Annotated in this window: 16 protein-coding genes; 7 read left to right on the top strand and 9 right to left on the bottom strand. The window is 62.2% G+C overall.

Annotated elements, in window-relative coordinates; all coding sequences use genetic code 11:
* Positions 1 to 22 precede the first annotated feature (22 nt).
* The 4 genes from CGA22_RS20050 to CGA22_RS20035 all read right to left on the bottom strand — a co-directional run bounded on the left by CGA22_RS20050 (position 23) and on the right by CGA22_RS20035 (position 3886).
* On the bottom strand, positions 23 to 649 hold the full coding sequence (locus CGA22_RS20050; RefSeq protein WP_041020804.1) for a C40 family peptidase: 627 nt from the start codon (positions 647 to 649) through the stop codon (positions 23 to 25).
* A 212-nt stretch (positions 650 to 861) separates the two neighbouring features.
* Positions 862 to 1566 (bottom strand): DnaA regulatory inactivator Hda, encoded by a 705-nt coding sequence (gene hda, locus CGA22_RS20045; RefSeq protein WP_003178999.1) that lies wholly within the window; start codon positions 1564 to 1566, stop codon positions 862 to 864.
* A gap of 157 nt (positions 1567 to 1723) precedes the next feature.
* The gene (locus CGA22_RS20040; protein ID WP_041020805.1) at positions 1724 to 2797 is read right to left on the bottom strand and encodes an AI-2E family transporter; all 1074 of its coding nucleotides are present in this window, start codon (positions 2795 to 2797) and stop codon (positions 1724 to 1726) included.
* A gap of 30 nt (positions 2798 to 2827) precedes the next feature.
* On the bottom strand, positions 2828 to 3886 hold the full coding sequence (locus tag CGA22_RS20035; RefSeq protein WP_041020806.1) for a DUF2066 domain-containing protein: 1059 nt from the start codon (positions 3884 to 3886) through the stop codon (positions 2828 to 2830).
* A gap of 364 nt (positions 3887 to 4250) precedes the next feature.
* Here CGA22_RS20035 and purM point away from each other — a divergent pair, with 364 nt between their 5' ends.
* From purM to CGA22_RS20010, 5 genes are read left to right on the top strand one after another with little or no spacing between them, the layout of a single operon-like run.
* Positions 4251 to 5309, top strand: coding sequence for a phosphoribosylformylglycinamidine cyclo-ligase (purM, locus tag CGA22_RS20030; protein WP_047700498.1), 1059 nt, complete (start codon positions 4251 to 4253; stop codon positions 5307 to 5309).
* 11 nt (positions 5310 to 5320) lie between these two features.
* Entirely contained in the window at positions 5321 to 5971 is a 651-nt protein-coding gene (gene purN / locus CGA22_RS20025) for a phosphoribosylglycinamide formyltransferase (protein WP_041020230.1), read from the top strand.
* 8 nt (positions 5972 to 5979) lie between these two features.
* Positions 5980 to 6693, top strand: a complete 714-nt coding sequence (locus CGA22_RS20020) for a DUF3108 domain-containing protein (RefSeq protein WP_041020213.1) — start codon at positions 5980 to 5982, stop codon at positions 6691 to 6693.
* Between the two features lie 27 nt (positions 6694 to 6720).
* A complete protein-coding gene (locus CGA22_RS20015) occupies positions 6721 to 7017 on the top strand; it encodes a hypothetical protein (protein ID WP_041020214.1) in 297 nt (98 codons plus the stop codon).
* A 51-nt stretch (positions 7018 to 7068) separates the two neighbouring features.
* Entirely contained in the window at positions 7069 to 7275 is a 207-nt protein-coding gene (locus CGA22_RS20010) for a hypothetical protein (protein ID WP_041020215.1), read from the top strand.
* A 112-nt stretch (positions 7276 to 7387) separates the two neighbouring features.
* On the opposite strand, the gene CGA22_RS20005 is transcribed toward CGA22_RS20010, so the two are convergent.
* The 5 genes from CGA22_RS20005 to cysM all read right to left on the bottom strand — a co-directional run bounded on the left by CGA22_RS20005 (position 7388) and on the right by cysM (position 13567).
* Positions 7388 to 7927 carry a DUF2058 domain-containing protein gene (locus CGA22_RS20005; RefSeq protein ID WP_024779739.1) on the bottom strand — a complete coding sequence of 180 codons (540 nt, stop codon included), beginning with the start codon at positions 7925 to 7927 and terminating at the stop codon, positions 7388 to 7390.
* A gap of 26 nt (positions 7928 to 7953) precedes the next feature.
* Complete coding sequence (gene mazG / locus CGA22_RS20000) at positions 7954 to 8787, bottom strand: nucleoside triphosphate pyrophosphohydrolase (RefSeq protein ID WP_041020216.1); 834 nt, start codon at positions 8785 to 8787, stop codon at positions 7954 to 7956.
* Between the two features lie 159 nt (positions 8788 to 8946).
* Complete coding sequence (gene relA / locus CGA22_RS19995; protein WP_041020217.1) at positions 8947 to 11193, bottom strand: GTP diphosphokinase; 2247 nt, start codon at positions 11191 to 11193, stop codon at positions 8947 to 8949.
* 101 nt (positions 11194 to 11294) lie between these two features.
* Complete coding sequence (gene rlmD, locus CGA22_RS19990; RefSeq protein ID WP_188258684.1) at positions 11295 to 12665, bottom strand: 23S rRNA (uracil(1939)-C(5))-methyltransferase RlmD; 1371 nt, start codon at positions 12663 to 12665, stop codon at positions 11295 to 11297.
* Entirely contained in the window at positions 12665 to 13567 is a 903-nt protein-coding gene (gene cysM / locus CGA22_RS19985) for a cysteine synthase CysM (protein WP_041020218.1), read from the bottom strand. Before cysM ends, rlmD begins: the two co-directional genes overlap by 1 nt.
* Before the next feature lie 416 nt (positions 13568 to 13983).
* On the opposite strand from cysM, the gene CGA22_RS19980 reads away from it, so the two are divergent.
* Both CGA22_RS19980 and CGA22_RS19975 read left to right on the top strand, forming a co-directional pair.
* Positions 13984 to 16734 (top strand): response regulator, encoded by a 2751-nt coding sequence (locus tag CGA22_RS19980; protein WP_041020219.1) that lies wholly within the window; start codon positions 13984 to 13986, stop codon positions 16732 to 16734.
* A gap of 67 nt (positions 16735 to 16801) precedes the next feature.
* On the top strand, positions 16802 to 17791 hold the full coding sequence (locus CGA22_RS19975) for a 2-hydroxyacid dehydrogenase (RefSeq protein WP_041020220.1): 990 nt from the start codon (positions 16802 to 16804) through the stop codon (positions 17789 to 17791).
* Positions 17792 to 17845 lie beyond the last annotated feature (54 nt).

The following is a 17845-nucleotide window of genomic DNA, read 5'->3' as shown; positions in this document are numbered from 1 at the left end:
GTTTACCTTACAAATTGTGCGCTTACTTGCGAGCGGTGACCACGGTCGGTGCCATGGCGAGGGCTCGCTTGGCTTCGATGAAGGTCTTGTTCCAGTAAGTGTCACCCAGGCTGTCGATCCGCACGCCACCGCTGCGGCGGCTGCTGGAATGGATGAACTGGTTGTCGCCGAGATAGATACCGGCGTGGCTGACGCGTCCGCGACGACCGCTGGTGCTGAAGAACAGCAGGTCACCGGGCTCCAGTTGATTACGTGCCACCAGTGGGGCGTTCACGTTGATCATTTCCCGCGTGGAGCGTGGCAGGCTCATGCCGGCCTCTTCGCGGAACAGGTAGCCGATGAAACCGCTGCAATCGAAGCCGGCTTCAGAGGTGCCACCAAAGCGGTAACGGGTGCCGATCAACGACATGCCACGTTCCAGGATGCTGTCGGCCAGCACCGGAAGCTGGTAAGGCTTGTTGCCGGCGAAAGCTGCCAGCTCTTTGTCGTTGGCCATTTCTTCCTGGAAGGAGACGGAGGAAGACTGGGCGGTAACGGTGTTCTGAACCTGTGGTTGTTGTACTTGCTGGGACACTGGGGAGTGGGCAGCGCAACCGAACAACAGGGTAACGAGTGCGAGAGGCACGAGGGGTGCGAAGCGATTTAGCATGGGCACGACCGTGGCTGAAGTAGTAAAGATGGCGAGACTATGCCCTCTATCGACTTCATTTGCAAATTCAATCGATGCAAATGTGACTTCCCGGTTTTCCGTTTACATCTAAGCGCTTAAGCCCATTTTGAAAGTCATGTGGCCTGCAGCCCAGCAGGACCGCGGGTTTCGCCGTGTCCAGACAAGGCCAGGAGCCACTACGGGCAACGGTTCTACCAGCCCAGGGTTTCTTTCAAAAAAGGAATAGTCAGCTTGCGTTGGGCTTGAAGGGAAGCCTGATCGAGGCGTTCGAGCAATTCGAACAACGCACTCATGCTGCGGGTGCCACGGGTGAGGATGAAATGCCCGACTTCGTCGGTCAGGTGCAGGCCACGGCGGGAAGCACGCAGTTGCAAGGCACGGAGTTTGTCTTCATCGGACAGCGGCCGCATCTGGAAAATCAGCGCCAGGGTGAGGCGGGACTTGAGATCCGCCAGTTTCACCGGTAGCTCCCGTGGCGACGTCGAGGCAGCGATCAGCAAGCGCCGGCCGCTGTCACGCAGCCGGTTGAACAGATGGAACAGCGCTTCTTCCCAGTCAGCCTTGCCGGCAACGGCCTGGAGATCGTCCAGGCAGACCAGTTCGTACTGTTCAAGGTTGTCGAGGATTTCCACACCGCGATCCAGCAACTCCGCCAGCGGCAGGTATACCGCCGGCTCGCCCAACTGCTCGAACCGCAGGCAAGCGGCCTGCAACAGGTGCGTGCGCCCTACCCCGTCCTTGCCCCACAGATAGATCAGACTCTCGGTCCAGCCAGCGTCGGCTTCGCAAAGCCGCTCGACATAGCCGAGTGCAGCGGCATTGGCGCCTGGGTAGTAGTTGATAAAGGTGGCATCGTCACGCAGACGCACACCTAGGGGCAGCTGAATCGGTTTCATGCTGGCTGGACAGCTCCAAAGGAACCGTGAGTGGCCTCTGTGTAAAGTTGGCAAAGTCTATACCCGTGGCGCGGACCGCACAATGCGCCGGACCACGAGCAAAATCAAAGGTTTGCAGCGACAACGCCAGGGAACGACGGTTTTCCTGACATTTATCCTACAGCTCGGGGTCTTCGGCGCCGCTGTAGATATCCGAATCCTTGTACAGATCATGTACATGACGCACCAGCACCATGATCACCGCGGCCACCGGCAGCGCCAACAGGATGCCGGTGAAGCCGAACAACTCGCCGCCCGCCAGGATCGCGAAGATCACCGCCACCGGATGCAGACCGATCCGATCGCCCACCAGCAACGGCGTCAGCACCATGCCCTCCAGGGCTTGGCCAACCATGAACACCGCCACGATGCCGACCATGGGGTAGAGATCACCGCCAAACTGGAACAGCCCGGCGATCAAGGCGGCGCCAATACCGATCACGAACCCCATGTACGGAACGATGGCGGCCAACCCGGCGATCATGCCAATCAAAAGCCCCAGCTCCAGCCCTACCAGCATCAACCCGGCCGCGTAGATGAAGCCCAGCGCCACCATCACCAGCAATTGCCCACGCACAAAGGCGCCCAGCACTTCGTGGCATTCACCGGCCAGGGTCACAATGCGCTCTTCGCGGTGGCGGGGCAGCAGGCTGCGAACCTTGGCCATCATCAAGTCCCAATCCCGCAGCAAGTAGAAACTCACGACCGGAATCAGCACCAGGTTGGCCAGCCAACCGATCAGCGCCAGGCCCGAGGCAGTGGCCTGGCTCAACACGACGCCGACAATATCGGTGGTCTGGCCCATGTGCGCGCTGATGGCCGCCTTGACCTTGTCGAATTTCCAGAAACCATCCGCCAACCCCAGTTTCGACTGCACCCACGGCACCGCCGTGTGCTGCAGCCAGTCGAGCATCTGCGGCGCCAGTTCGTACAGACGCACCAACTGCTTGGCGAGCATCGGTATCAATACCAGCAACAGGGCGCCGACAATCAAGGTGAACAGCGCAAATACCGTCACCACGCCCCAGGTTCGCGACAGACCGAGCTTTTCCAGGCGATCCACCACCGGGTCAAACAGATAAGCCAACAGCAGCGCAACCAGGAACGGCGTGAGAATCGGATGCAGCAGATAGATAAACGCGAACAGCAGGGCAACCCCGCCCAACCAGAACCAACGCCGCGTATCGCCCATGAACCACTCCAGCTATATAAAGAAAGAAACCTACCAGCGGAACCGCAGACTGGCCGTCGGCGCGGGCGCCGGTGTTGCGGTCGGAGCCGCCCCATCGGCAGCCGGCGGAACCGCAGGCACCGGGGCAACCGCTTCACCGGCGGGAATTTCCTGCAACTTCGCCAGCGCCAGTTGCGCCTTCAATTGCTCTGCGCTGCCATTGACCCGATAGACGATCCGGTCGCCTTCGACCCGCTGCACCTGCCCACCGAACGGTTCGAGCAAACGCCCAAGGGCGGCATAACGCTCAAGATTCATGCCCTGCACCTCCAACGACTGCTCGGTGGCCACGCCCGGCTTGGCCACGAAGCGCGGCGCCAGGCGCTGACTCACCGCCAGCATCACTGCATCGGCCAGCGCAGCCTGATCGGCGCCCTGGACAGTGCCTTGCTCGCGTTGGTCGCCCAGCCACAGGCGCCAGGTCCCGTGCCACTGACCGCCCTCTTCCTTGGCGTGGACCGCCAGCAAGGCATCCGCCGCGTATCGCTCCGAGGCATCGTGCAGCGGCGCCGGATTGCTGCCTTCCAGGTTCGGCGCGGTGGCAACGATCTGCTCGCTCAAATCCGCCAGCGGCAAATGCAGCGCCAGGCCCCGGTGCTGGGCGGCACGGCGCAACGGCGTGGCGCTGGCCTGACCATCGCCCACCAGGCTGGAGCCTTCAGCCGAGTCGTTGAGCCACCAGCCCAGGATCGACGGTCGGTTCACGCCCCACAGCGACAACCCTGCCGAGCGCAAGGCCCGGTCGGTGCTCGCCGGATCGAAGTCGACCTTGAGGCTTTCCGGTGGGCCGGCGTCGTAGCCATATTGAAGAATGATCTGCTGCGGGTCCTTGCGGATCGCCGCCAGTCCCGGGCTCTGGGCGGCCTTGGCGTCGCCGGTCAGGCGCAGCACCAGCGTATCCAGGGCACGCAGCGTCGCCTGGTTACGCTCTTCCGGCGTCTGGCTGCTCACCGGTTCGAGCACTTGATAGAGGCCATTGAGGGTTTCGGCATGGCTCGCCAGGCTGATCAGCGACAAGCAGCCCACGGACAAGAATTTGAACAAACGCATGGAATATTCCCGGACATAAACGACTGGAACAAGCCGTGTGAAGAAACTGAGCATGGCTGTGACCACAGCACCTGGCAAAACATTCACACACCCGATGGAAGTTTCGCACCGCGTAACCATAGCCGGTTACCGCTACACCTTATACAGGCGCACCGCGCAGCACCAACAGAAGAAATATCGGTTTTTTTCCTCGGATATGTCCCTGCCCGTCGGCGCGAGGATGGCCGCTGCCCCACAAGCCTGATAAAATCGCGCGCCTTCGCAGACCGGCAATGGCCGGGCACCCGGAATAATTCGTACAACGGTTATTCAATGGCCCCGGCGATCGGTCGTTACCCAGAAATCCCCCCTAAAGGCCTGGATCATGAGCAAGCAACCCTCCCTGAGCTACAAGGACGCCGGTGTAGACATCGACGCCGGTGAAGCATTGGTCGAACGCATCAAGAGCGTCGCCAAGCGCACTGCGCGCCCGGAAGTCATGGGCGGCCTGGGCGGTTTCGGCGCCCTCTGCGAGATCCCGGCCGGCTACAAGCAACCGGTGCTGGTCTCGGGCACCGACGGCGTGGGTACCAAGCTGCGCCTGGCGCTGAACCTGAACAAGCACGACAGCATCGGCATCGACCTGGTGGCCATGTGCGTGAACGACCTGGTGGTCTGCGGCGCCGAGCCGTTGTTCTTCCTCGACTACTACGCCACCGGCAAGCTGAACGTCGACACCGCCGCCCAGGTCGTTACCGGTATCGGTGCCGGCTGTGAACTGTCCGGTTGCTCTCTGGTCGGCGGCGAAACCGCTGAAATGCCAGGCATGTACGAAGGCGAAGACTACGACCTGGCCGGCTTCTGCGTCGGCGTCGTGGAAAAAGCCGAGATCATCGACGGTTCGAAAGTCGCCACCGGCGATGCCCTGCTCGCCCTGCCGTCTTCCGGCCCGCACTCCAACGGCTACTCGCTGATCCGCAAGATCATCGAAGTGTCCGGCGCCGACATCGAAAACATCCAGCTCGACGGCAAGCCACTGACCGACCTGCTGATGGCCCCGACCCGCATCTACGTCAAGCCGCTGCTCAAGCTGATCAAGGACACCGGTGCCGTCAAGGCCATGGCCCACATCACTGGCGGCGGCCTGCTGGACAACATCCCGCGCGTCCTGCCAAAAGGCGCCCAGGCGGTGGTCGACGTGGCGAGCTGGACCCGTCCGGCGGTGTTCGACTGGCTGCAAGAGAAAGGCAACGTCGACGAAACCGAAATGCACCGCGTGCTGAACTGCGGCGTGGGCATGGTGATCTGCGTGGCTCAGGAGCACGTCGAGACCGCCTTGAACGTGCTGCGTGAAGCGGGCGAACAGCCTTGGGTCATCGGCCAGATCGCAACCGCGGCCGAAGGCGCTGCCCAGGTCGAGCTGAAAAACCTCAAGGCTCACTGATGCAGGAAAACATGCCTGCAACCTGTGACGTCGTGGTGCTGCTGTCCGGCACCGGCAGTAACTTGCAGGCGCTGATCGACAGCACGCGGACCGGCGACAGCCCGGTCCGTATCCGCGCGGTGATTTCCAACCGCGTCGATGCCTACGGCCTGCAACGTGCCAAGGATGCGGGTATCGACACCCGTGTCCTGGATCACAAGGCGTTCGACGGCCGCGAAGCCTTCGACGCCGCGCTGATCGAACAGATCGACGCCTTCAATCCCCACCTGGTGGTCCTGGCTGGCTTCATGCGCATCCTCAGCGCTGGCTTCGTGCGCCACTATCAGGGCCGCCTGTTCAACATCCACCCCTCGCTGCTGCCCAAATACAAAGGGTTACACACTCACCAGCGCGTTCTGGAGGCCGGAGACACTGAGCACGGCTGCTCCGTGCACTTTGTCACCGAGGAACTCGATGGCGGACCACTGGTCGTACAGGCAGTAATACCGGTAGAGTTGCACGACACGCCGCAAAGCCTGGCAGAACGGGTTCACGCCCGGGAACACCAGATCTACCCGATGGCCGTGCGTTGGTTTGCCGAAGGACGGCTGACCCTCGACGATCGTGGTGCCTCACTGGACGGCCAGTTGCTCGCCGCCAGCGGCCATTTGATTCGACACTAGGAGATTTTATGCGTCGCGCCCTGCTCTTCGCCTGTGCTCTGCTTGCCTTGCCCCTGGCACAGGCTTCAGACCTTCAACCGTTCTCCGCCAGCTACACCGCCGACTGGAAGCAACTGCCCATGAGCGGCACCGCCGAGCGCAGCCTGACCAAGGAGGCCAACGGCACCTGGAAGCTGAGCTTCAAGGCGTCGATGATGATCGCCAGCCTGACGGAAGAAAGCACCCTGACCCTGGACAAGGACACGCTGCTGCCGCAGTCCTACCACTTCGAACGCGGTGGCCTGGGCAAGGCCAAGAAGGCCGACCTGGACTTCGACTGGAGCACGAAGATGGTCACCGGCACTGATCGCGGTGACGCGGTAAAGCTGCCGCTGAATCGTGGCATGGTCGATAAATCCACTTATCAGTTGGCCCTGCAGCACGACGTCGCGGCCGGCAAGAAGAGCATGAGCTACCAGGTCGTCGATGACGGTGAGGTCGACACCTATGACTTCCGCGTACTGGGCTCGGAAAAGGTCGACACCAAGGCCGGCCAGATCGACGCGATCAAGGTCGAGCGCGTGCGCGATCCGACACAGAGCAAACGCACCACCGTACTCTGGTTCGCCAAGGACTGGGACTACCTGCTGGTCCGCCTGCAACAGGTCGAGACTGACGGCAAGGAGTACAACATCATGCTCCTGGACGGCACGGTCAACGGCAAGCCAGTGAAAGGCAGCTGATCGACGCGAACACAAGAAGCCCCGCCGATGCGGGGCTTCTTTTTGCCTGGATTTCGACTCTGTGGGAGCTTTGTGGGAGCAAGGCTTGCCCGCGATGCAGGCGCCTCGGTTTTGCCGACCGCGTTATCGTTTATCGCGAGCAAGCTTTGCTCCCACGGGGTCTGCATTATTCAAGAGTGGTTTCTGCCACATGAAACCTTTTTCATGAAACCCACTCCTGCGACCAAACGCCGCGCCCTGTCCGGCCTGCGGGATTATGGCGATTTTCATGAAAACTTCTTAATCGGCCAGGGCATTTACTTAGCAGGCTATCCAAATCTATAACAAAGTCCTGCACACGCTTTGCTGCAGATGACAGAAATTGGAGTTTGCAAGATGACTGTGAAAGTAAATGAACGCGATGATGCCCACATGTCCCACGAAGCCATTGCCGCCGGCATTCAGATCTGGGATGTGCGTCAACAGGATCTGCTGGTGGGGATGTTCCACTCCGAGACGGAGGCCTACCGCTACAAGGCCGAGCTGGAGCGCGAGGAAAGCCAGCGTGCCCATGAGGCAACGCAATCCCAGGAACAACTCTGACTCCTGTGGGAGCTGAGCTTGTTCGCGATGGCGGCGTATCAGTCAACAAACGTATCGACTGACACACCGCCATCGCGAGCAAGCTCGGCTCCCACAGGGTTTTGTGTTTAGCTCACCACATCAAATCATCAGGAATCTGATACGCCGCGTACGGATCGTCGGCATCCACTTCTTCGGTCTGGGTGTTGAGCTGGACGATGCGCTTGGGGTCGCGCTCCTGGATCTTCAGGGCGGCCTCGCGCGGGATCACTTCGTAGCCGCCGGCATGGTGGACGATCGCCAGCGAGCCGCTGCTCAGCTTGTTGCGCATCAGGGTGTTCACCGAGATGCGCTTGACCTTCTTGTCGTCGACGAAGTTGTAGTAATCCTCGGTGGTCAGCTTCGGCAGGCGCGAGACTTCGATCAATTGCTTGATCTGCGCGGCACGAGCCTTCTGCTCGGCCTTCTCCTGTTGCTGGCGATTGAGCTCCTGGTCGCGCCGGGCCTTCTCGGCCATGGCTTCCTGGGCGGCGCGCTGCTGAGAATCATCCAGCTCGATCTGGCCTTTGTGGGCCAGGCGCTGCTGCTTCTGCTTGTCTTTGCCGACCTGCTTGACCTGCTTTTGGTTGACCAGCCCTGCTTTGAGCAACTGGTCGCGAAGGGAAAGGCTCATGGTGCTTACTCACTTAGGCAACGGCCTCAGCCACAGCTGGGCAAATTCTTTTCCTGACGTTTGGCTTCGCCCCACAAGGCGTCCAACTCTTCGAGGGTGCAATCTTCCATGGGACGGTGGGTGTCGCGCAATGCCTGTTCGATAAATCGGAAACGTCGCTCGAACTTGGCGTTGGCCCCGCGCAACGCGCCTTCTGGATCGACCTTGAGGTGCCGGGCCAGGTTGACGACCGAAAACAGCAGATCGCCGATCTCGTCGGCCACTGCCGCCTGATCGTTTTCCGACATGGCTTCGAGCACTTCGTCGAGTTCTTCCCGGACCTTGTCGAGCACCGGCAAGGCGTCCGGCCAGTCGAAACCGACCTGCCCGGCGCGCTTCTGCAATTTGGCCGAACGGGACAGCGCCGGCAACGCACCGGGCACATCGTCGAGCAGCGAGAGTTGCAACGGCGCGGCGGACTTCTCGGCCCGTTCCTCGGCCTTGATTTCCTCCCAGCGCTGCTTGACCTGCTCTTCACTCAGGCGCGGCACATCCAGCGGTGCGTACAGGTCGCCGGTGGGAAATACGTGGGGATGGCGACGAATCAGCTTGCGGGTGATGCTGTCGACCACGCCGGCAAACTCGAAGCGGTTTTCTTCCCGGGCCAGTTGGCTGTAATACACCACCTGGAACAGCAGGTCGCCCAACTCACCCTGCACATGGTCGAAGTCACCGCGCTCGATGGCATCGGCCACTTCGTAGGCTTCTTCCAGGGTATGAGGGACGATCGTCTCCCAGGTCTGCTTGATGTCCCATGGGCAACCATACTGCGGATCCCGCAAGCGGCTCATCAGGTGGAGCAGGTCTTCAAGGCTATACATAAATCCATCTCGTCACACAAAACCCTGTGGGAGCGAGCCTGTGGGAGCAAATCTCGCTCGCGATGGCGGCCTGGCCAACAACATGAATGCTGACTGAAACCCCGTTATCGCGAGCGAGCTTTGCTCCCACAAGCTCGCTCCCACATTTTTTGACTGCGCTTAACCCGGCGTACGGTTACGCCGGGTCTCGATGATGTTCGGCAACTGGGAAATCCGCCCCAGCAACCGCCCCAGCGCATCCAACCCCGGAATCTCGATGGTCAGGGACATCAGCGCGGTATTGTCTTCCTTGTTCGAGCGGGTGTTGACCGCCAGCACGTTGATGCGCTCGTTCAGCAGCACCTGGGACACGTCGCGCAGCAGCCCGGAGCGATCGTAGGCGCGGATGACGATGTCCACCGGATAGGTGAGCACCGGCACCGGCCCCCAACTGACCTGAATGATCCGCTCGGGTTCGCGACCGGCCAGTTGCAGTACCGAGGCACAGTCTTGGCGGTGAATGCTCACGCCACGCCCCTGGGTGATGTAGCCGACGATCGCATCACCCGGCAACGGCTGGCAGCAGCCGGCCATCTGGGTCATCAGGTTGCCCACGCCCTGGATCTGGATATCGCCGCGCTTGCCAGGTTTGTAGCCGGTGGCCTTGCGCGGGATCAGTTCCAGTTGTTCGTTGCCACGCTCCGGCTCCACCAGTTGCTGGGCCAGGTTGACCAGTTGCGCCAGGCGCAGGTCGCCGGCCCCGAGGGCGGCGAACATGTCCTCGGCGGTTTTCATGTTCGCTTTTTCGGCCAGCTTGTCGAAATCCACCTGCGGCAGGCCCAGGCGACTGAGCTCGCGCTCGATCAGGGTCTTGCCGGCGGCGACGTTCTGGTCGCGGGCCTGCAACTTGAACCAATGGACGATTTTCGCCCGCGCCCGGGAGGTGGTGATGTAGCCCAGGTTCGGGTTCAGCCAGTCACGACTCGGCGTGCCGTGCTTGCTGGTGATGATCTCGACCTGTTCGCCGGTCTGCAGGCTGTAGTTGAGCGGCACGATCCGCCCGTTGATCTTGGCGCCACGGCAGTTGTGGCCGATCTCGGTGTGGACCCGGTAGGCGAAGTCCAGCGGCGTCGCGCCCTTGGGCAGGTCGATGGCGTGGCCGTCGGGGGTGAAGATGTAGACCCGGTCCGGCTCGATATCCACCCGCAGCTGTTCCGCCAGGCCACCGATGTCGCCCAGTTCCTCATGCCATTCGAGCACTTGGCGCAGCCAGGAGATTTTCTCTTCGTAGTGGTTGGACCCGGACTTGACGTCGGTGCCCTTGTATTTCCAGTGGGCACACACACCCAGCTCGGCTTCCTCGTGCATGGCGTGGGTGCGGATCTGCACTTCCAGCACCTTGCCTTCCGGGCCGATCACCGCGGTGTGCAGCGAGCGATAGCCGTTTTCCTTGGGGTTGGCGATGTAGTCGTCGAACTCCTTCGGAATGTGCCGCCACAAGGTATGGACGATCCCCAGCGCCGTGTAGCAGTCGCGCATTTCCGGGACCAGCACGCGAACGGCGCGCACGTCATAGATCTGGCTGAACTCCAGGCCCTTGCGCTGCATTTTGCGCCAGATCGAATAGATGTGCTTGGCCCGGCCGCTGATGTCGGCCTCCACGCCCGTGGCCTGCAGTTCTTCGCGCAATTGGGTCATCACGTCGGTGATGAACCGCTCGCGGTCCAGGCGCCGCTCATGCAGCAACTTGGCGATCTGCTTGTACTGGTCCGGCTCCAGGTAGCGGAAGGACAGGTCCTCCAGCTCCCATTTGATGTGACCAATACCCAGACGGTGGGCCAGGGGGGCATAGATGTCGAACACTTCCCGGGCTACGCGATTGCGTTTTTCGTCGTCGGCGGACTTCACCGCGCGGATCGCGCAGGTACGCTCGGCCAGCTTGATCAGCGCGACGCGCACGTCGTCGACCATGGCCACGAGCATCTTGCGCAGGTTTTCCACCTGGCCCTGGGTACCCAGGACCATGGAGTGACGCGGACTGAGGCTGGCGCTGATGGCCGCCATGCGCAGTACGCCGTCGATCAGCTTGGCGACCACCGCGCCGAAACGCTGGCTGACCACCGGCAGCTGGATCTGGCCTTCGCGCACGCCACGGTACAACACGGCGGCGACCAGTGAATCCTGGTCGAGCTTGAGGTCGGCGAGGATCTCGGCGATCTCCAGGCCCGTCTGGAAACTCGACGTGCCTTCGGACCAGAGGTTCTTCGCCGCATTGTGTTGCTGTTCCGCCTCACGAGCGAACTCGCAGGCTTCCTTCAAGGCTTCGCGATCCAGTGCCATGTCGATACTGACCGCGTGATCGAGCCAAGCCTCGAGATTGATACTGCCGTCGGTGTTGATCGGCTGGTGTGCTCTCACCTGTACCATCTTTACTTACCTTCCCTACGACGCAGATTCAATGCGTCAACATCGCTGACCTTCGTTGCCCGTGTTTCCGCCCAGGGCTGTGGCGGGTTGGCACGAACGGGTCAGTCGGACAAGCCATCCTGGCTCGCTTCAAATAACGCCATGGCCTCGACATGCGCCGTTTGAGGAAACATATCGAGAATCCCGGCACGTTTTAACCGGTAGCCCTGCTTGATCAATTCGACCGTGTCCCGGGCCAAAGTTGCCGGGTTGCACGATACATAAACCAACCGTTTGGCGCCCAGGGACGCCAGCTTGCGCACCACCTCGAAAGCACCGTCACGGGGTGGGTCCAAGAGTACCGCAGAAAAGCCTTCGCCGATCCACTCGGCACCCGCCAGTGGCTGGGATAAATCGGCCTGAAAAAAGGCAGAGTTATGCAAATTATTACTGACGGCATTGGCCGCCGCCCGATCCACCATGGTTTGCACGCCTTCCACGGCCACCACCTCACGCACGCACCGGGCCAACGGCAAGGCAAAGTTGCCCAGGCCGCAGAACAGATCCAGCACCCGCTCCTCGGATCGTGGCGCCAGCCACTGCAGAGCCTGGGCGACCATCGCCTCGTTGACCCCGGCGTTTACCTGGATGAAATCCCCCGGCCGATAAGCCAGGTCCAGGTCCCAGGTGTCCAGGCGATAGCCCAGGGTCAATCCAGGTTCGACCGGTTGTGGCTCGCCTTCGCCGTGCAGCCACAGTTGAGCTCCGTGGGATGCGCAGAAATCCTTGAGGATCGTCAGGTCGGCTTCCGACAGCGGCGCCATGTGCCGCAGCAATACCGCCAGGGACGAGCCGGCGAACAATTCCACATGCCCCAGCGCCTGGGGTTTGCTCAAGCGGCGAAGCATGTCCGGCAAGCGGCTCATGATCGGTTGCAAAGGCTGTACCAGCACCGGGCAATCGCCAATGGCGACAATGTCCTGGCTGCCGACGGCACGAAACCCGACCTCGAGTTTCTTCGCTTTCTGGTCCCAGCGTACCGCCACGCGGGCGCGGCGCCGGTAAGCGAATTCCGGCCCGCTCAGCGGCGCGGCCCATTCCTCCGGCGCCACACCGGCAACCCGCGACAATTGCTCGGCGAGCATGCGCTGTTTCAGGGCGAGCTGTTCGTCGTGGGGCAGGTGTTGAACGCTGCAACCGCCACATCGACCGGCATGAATGCACGGCGCAGCGCGGCGCAGTTCACTGGCCTGGAACACCCGCTCGGTACGCGCCTCGACCACCTTGCCATGAGCCCCCAGCACCCGCGCCTCGACCTCTTCGCCAGCCAGTGCGCCAATGACGAACCAGGTGCGCCCATCGACAAAAGCGATGCCCCGGCCATCGTTGGCCAGACGCTCGATCATCAGGCGCTGTTTCTTGCCGGTCGGCACTTGTGGGGCCCGGCTTCCGCCGCTGGGTTGGAAGCGCAAGCCTCTTTCATGCTTGGCCATCAGTTGGGCGCGTCAAAAATGCCGGTGGACAGGTAGCGATCACCGCGGTCGCAGATGATCGCGACGATCACCGCGTTTTCCACTTCCTTGGACAAACGCAGCATGCCCGCCACGGCACCGCCGGACGACACGCCGCAGAAGATGCCTTCTTCGCGAGCCAGGCGACGGGTCACGTCCTCGGCTTCGCTCTGGGCCATGTCGATGATGCGGTCCACACGGTCGGCCTGGTAGATCTTCGGCAGATATTCCTCGGGCCAGCGGCGAATGCCGGGGATGGACGCGCCTTCCATCGGCTGCAGGCCGATGATCTGCACGTTCGGATTCTGTTCTTTCAGGTAGCGCGAAGTGCCCATGATGGTCCCGGTGGTGCCCATCGAGCTGACGAAATGGGTGATGGTGCCGTCGGTCTGGCGCCAGATCTCGGGACCGGTGCTGGTGTAGTGGGCCTCGGGGTTGTCGCCGTTGGCGAATTGGTCGAGCACCTTGCCGCGACCCTCGGCCTGCATCCGCTCGGCCAGGTCCCGGGCGCCTTCCATGCCTTCGTCCTTGGTGACAAGGATCAACTCGGCGCCGTAGGCGGTCATCGCGGCCTTGCGCTCGGCACTGGAGTTGTCAGGCATGATCAGGATCATCTTGTAGCCCTTGATCGCCGCCGCCATCGCCAGGGCAATCCCGGTGTTGCCGGAGGTCGCCTCGATCAGCGTGTCACCGGGCTGGATCTGCCCGCGCAATTCGCCACGGGTGATCATCGACAGCGCCGGCCGGTCCTTGACCGAACCCGCCGGGTTGTTCCCTTCGAGCTTGAGCAGAAGCGTGTTGCTGGTCACGCCGGGCAGGCGCTGCAAACGGACCAGCGGGGTGTTGCCGACGCAATCGGCGATGGTGGGGTATTGCACAGTCATGGCGTATTCGCAATCCGGGCTGCGGGGGCGCCTATCATACCGGCAAACGTCGGCGCTCCATATCACTCAAAATCAAGCGCCTATAACCGAAAGATATAAGTGGAATCCACCAAGCGCCCCACTTGGTTGCGGCTATATCTCCTACGCTCTGTCGAGCCCACGCACTCGTGCTGATAAGTACGGACCACGGCGGTGTCCTATCGCATGCATGGAACAGGGTCACCTCTGCACAGACGCGATAGCCGGTCGTTCCAGACGCCAGCGCCGCTTATCGCAGCGGATGATCGCCCAACGGTACGGATGCACGGCGACATGAATTTTACGGAGATTGCCCGCCTGCAAATCGCTACACTGCGCAGATGTTGCGTGCCGGATGCGCGCAAAGTCGATCAGACCGCTGGATGCAGGAGACAAGTGTGCTCAAGAAACTGGGAATCAAAGGCCGCGTGCTGTTGCTGACCTTGTTGCCGACCAGCCTGATGGCGCTGGTCCTGGGCGGCTATTTCACCTGGATGCAGCAATCGGACCTGCATGCCCAGTTACTGCAGCGTGGCGAGATGATCGCCGAACAGCTTGCTCCACTGGTCGCCCCGGCCATGAGTCGCCAGGACAGCGACCTGCTGGAACGCATCGCTACCCAATCCCTCGAGCAGACGGACGTGCGCGCCGTGACGTTCCTCGCCCCGGACCGCACGCCCCTGGCCCACGCCGGCCCGACCATGCTCAACCGTGCACCGGAGGGCAACAGTGCCCAACTGCTGCAACGCACCGGCAACGATGCCACGCGCTACCTGCTGCCGGTATTCGGCAAACATCGCAACCTCGCCGGCGAACTGATCCCCGAAGAAGCCGACCGCCTGCTGGGCTGGGTCGAGCTGGAGTTGTCCCACAGCGGCATGCTGCTGCGCGGTTACCGCAGCCTGTTTGCCAGCCTGTTGCTGATCACCGCCGGCCTGGGCCTGACCGGGTTGCTTGCCCTGCGCATGGGCCGCACGATCAACCGACCGCTGAGCCAGATCAAGCTGGCCGTGGCGCAACTCAAGGACGGTCATCTGGAAACCCGCCTGCCGCCGCTGGGCAGCCAGGAGCTGGATGAGCTGGCGTCAGGCATCAACCGCATGGCCGGCACCTTGCAGAACGCCCAGGAAGAACTGCAGCACAGCATCGACCAGGCCACCGAAGACGTGCGGCAGAACCTGGAGACCATCGAGATCCAGAACATCGAGCTGGATCTGGCCCGCAAGGAGGCCCTGGAGGCCAGCCGGATCAAGTCCGAATTCCTGGCGAACATGAGCCATGAAATCCGTACGCCCCTCAATGGCATCCTCGGCTTCACGCATCTGCTGCAGAAAAGCGAACTGACCCCGCGCCAGCTCGATTACCTGGGCACCATCGAAAAGTCCGCCGACAGCCTGCTGGGCATCATCAACGAGATCCTGGATTTTTCTAAGATCGAGGCCGGCAAGCTGGTGCTCGACAGCATTCCGTTCAACCTGCGGGACCTGTTGCAGGACACCCTGACCATCCTCGCCCCCGCCGCCCATGCCAAACAATTGGAACTGGTGAGCCTGGTCTACCGCGACACCCCGTTGTCGCTGGTGGGCGATCCGCTGCGACTCAAGCAGATCCTCACCAACCTGGTCAGCAACGCCATCAAGTTCACCCGCGAAGGCACCATCGTCGCCCGGGCCATGCTCGAAGACGAACACGAAGACAGCGTGCAACTGCGCATCAGCATCCAGGACACCGGTATCGGCCTGTCGAACCAGGACGTGCGGGCGCTGTTCCAGGCGTTCAGTCAGGCTGACAATTCGCTGTCGCGGCAGCCGGGCGGCACCGGATTGGGCCTGGTGATTTCCAAGCGCCTGGTGGAACAGATGGGTGGCGAGATCGGGGTCGACAGCACACCGGGCGAAGGCTCGGAATTCTGGATCAGCCTGCGCCTGCCCAAGACCCGTGACGACGCCGAGGACCTGCCCGGTCCACCGTTGCTGGGTCGCCACGTGGCCCTGTTGGAAAACCACGAACTGGCCCGCCAGGCCTTGCAGCACCAGTTGGAAGACTGCGGCTTGCAGGTAACGCCATTCAATACCCTGGAAAACCTGACCAATGGCGTGACCATCGCCCACCAGACCGACAAGGCCATCGACCTGGCCGTGCTGGGCATCACCAGCAACGACATGCCGCCGGAGCGCCTCAACCAGCATATCTGGGACCTTGAGCACCTGGGTTGCAAGGTCCTGGTGCTGTGCCCGACCACCGAGCAGACCCTGTACCACCTCTCGGTACCCAACCCCCACAGCCAGTTGCAGGCCAAGCCGGCCTGTACCCGTAAGTTGCGCCGCTCGTTGTCCGACCTGGTCAACCCGCGCCCGCCGCGCAACGAACCCAACGAGCCGGTGGCCAGCCGCGCCCCCAAGGTCCTGTGCGTAGACGACAACCCGGCCAACCTGTTGCTGGTGCAAACCCTGCTCGAAGACATGGGTGCCAAAGTGCTGGCAGTGGAAAGCGGCTATGCCGCGGTCCAGGCCGTGCAGAAGGAAACCTTCGACCTGGTTCTGATGGACGTACAGATGCCCGGCATGGACGGTCGCCAGAGCACCGAGGCCATCCGCCAGTGGGAAAGCGAGCGGCATTGCACACCGTTGCCGATCGTCGCCCTCACTGCCCACGCCATGGCCAACGAAAAGCGCGCCTTGCTGCAAAGCGGCATGGACGACTACCTGACCAAACCCATCAGCGAGCGGCAACTGGCCCAGGTGGTGCTCAAATGGACCGGCCTGGCCCTGCGCAATCAATCCCCGGAGCGAGGCTTCGACGCCCAGGGCGGCAGCGAACTGCTGGTGCTCGATCATGAAGAAGGCCTGCGTCTGGCCGCTGGCAAGGCCGATCTGGCGGCAGACATGCTGGCGATGCTGCTGGCCTCCCTGGAAGCCGACCGCGAAGCGATTCGCCAGGCCAGCGAGGCCAACGATCACAACGCCCTGATCGAGCGGGTCCATCGCCTGCATGGCGCCACACGCTACTGCGGCGTCCCGCAATTGCGCGCCGCCTGCCAACGCAGCGAAACCTTGCTCAAGCAACAGGACCCCAAGGCCAGCGGCGCCCTGGAAGACCTGGATCGGGCCATCGATCGCCTGGCCAGCGAGGCCCGCATCAGCGCCTGATCCAAGGCAATAAACCCAAGGTCGATGGCGGCTAAGCTGACACGATTCAAAGTGCCAGGAGGCCGCCATGCGCGCGATTCTTTTCAGCAGCCAGACCTACGATCGAGACAGTTTCATCAAAGCCCCGCTACCCGCCGGCCTTGAACTGCAATTCCAGCCAGCCCGCTTGAACCTGGACACCGTGGCCCTGGCCGAACGGCACGAGGTGGTGTGCGCATTCATCAACGATGACCTGAGCGCCCCGGTACTGGAACGGCTGGCAAACGGCGGAACCCGGTTGATCGCCCTGCGCTCGGCCGGCTACAACCATGTCGACCTGCCCGCCGCCAGGCGCCTGGGGTTGAGCATCGTCCGGGTGCCGGCCTATTCGCCTCATGCGGTGGCCGAACATGCGGTGGCATTGATCATGGCACTCAATCGCTGCCTGCACCGCGCCTATAACCGCACCCGCGACGGCAACTTCAGCCTCCATGGCCTGACCGGATTCGACCTGGTGGGCAAGACAGTCGGCGTGGTCGGCACCGGACAGATCGGCGCGACGTTCGCACGGATCATGGCCGGCTTCGGTTGCCGCTTGCTGGCTTGTGACCCTTATCCCAACCCTCAGGTCGAAACCCTGGGGGCCCGCTATCTGCCCTTGGCCGATCTGCTGGCGCAAGCGCAGATCATCAGCCTGCACTGCCCGCTGAACGAACACAGCCGGCACCTGATCAATGCCGATTCGCTGGCGACGATGCAGCCCGGCGCCATGCTGATCAATACCGGGCGCGGCGGCCTGGTGGACACACCGGCCCTGATCGAAGCGCTGAAAAGCGGTCAGTTGGGTTATCTGGGGCTGGACGTCTACGAGGAAGAGGCTCAACTGTTTTTCAAGGACCGCTCCGACCAGCCCTTGCAGGACGATGTGCTGGCACGGCTGCTGACCTTTCCCAACGTGGTGATCACCGCGCACCAGGCGTTCCTGACCCATGAAGCGCTGGACGCAATCGCCGCGACCACCCTGGACAACATCGCCGCCTGGGCGAACGGCACGCCACAAAACCTGGTGAACGACTAAAACCAACTACAACACCAGCCCCCTGTGGGAGCGAGCCTGCTCGCGATAGCGGCA

Origin of the sequence: Pseudomonas sp. PSB18, from assembly GCF_014596565.1 — a bacterium.
Classification (GTDB): Bacteria; Pseudomonadota; Gammaproteobacteria; order Pseudomonadales; family Pseudomonadaceae; genus Aquipseudomonas.
This window is presented reverse-complemented; position numbering and strand designations above follow the sequence as displayed.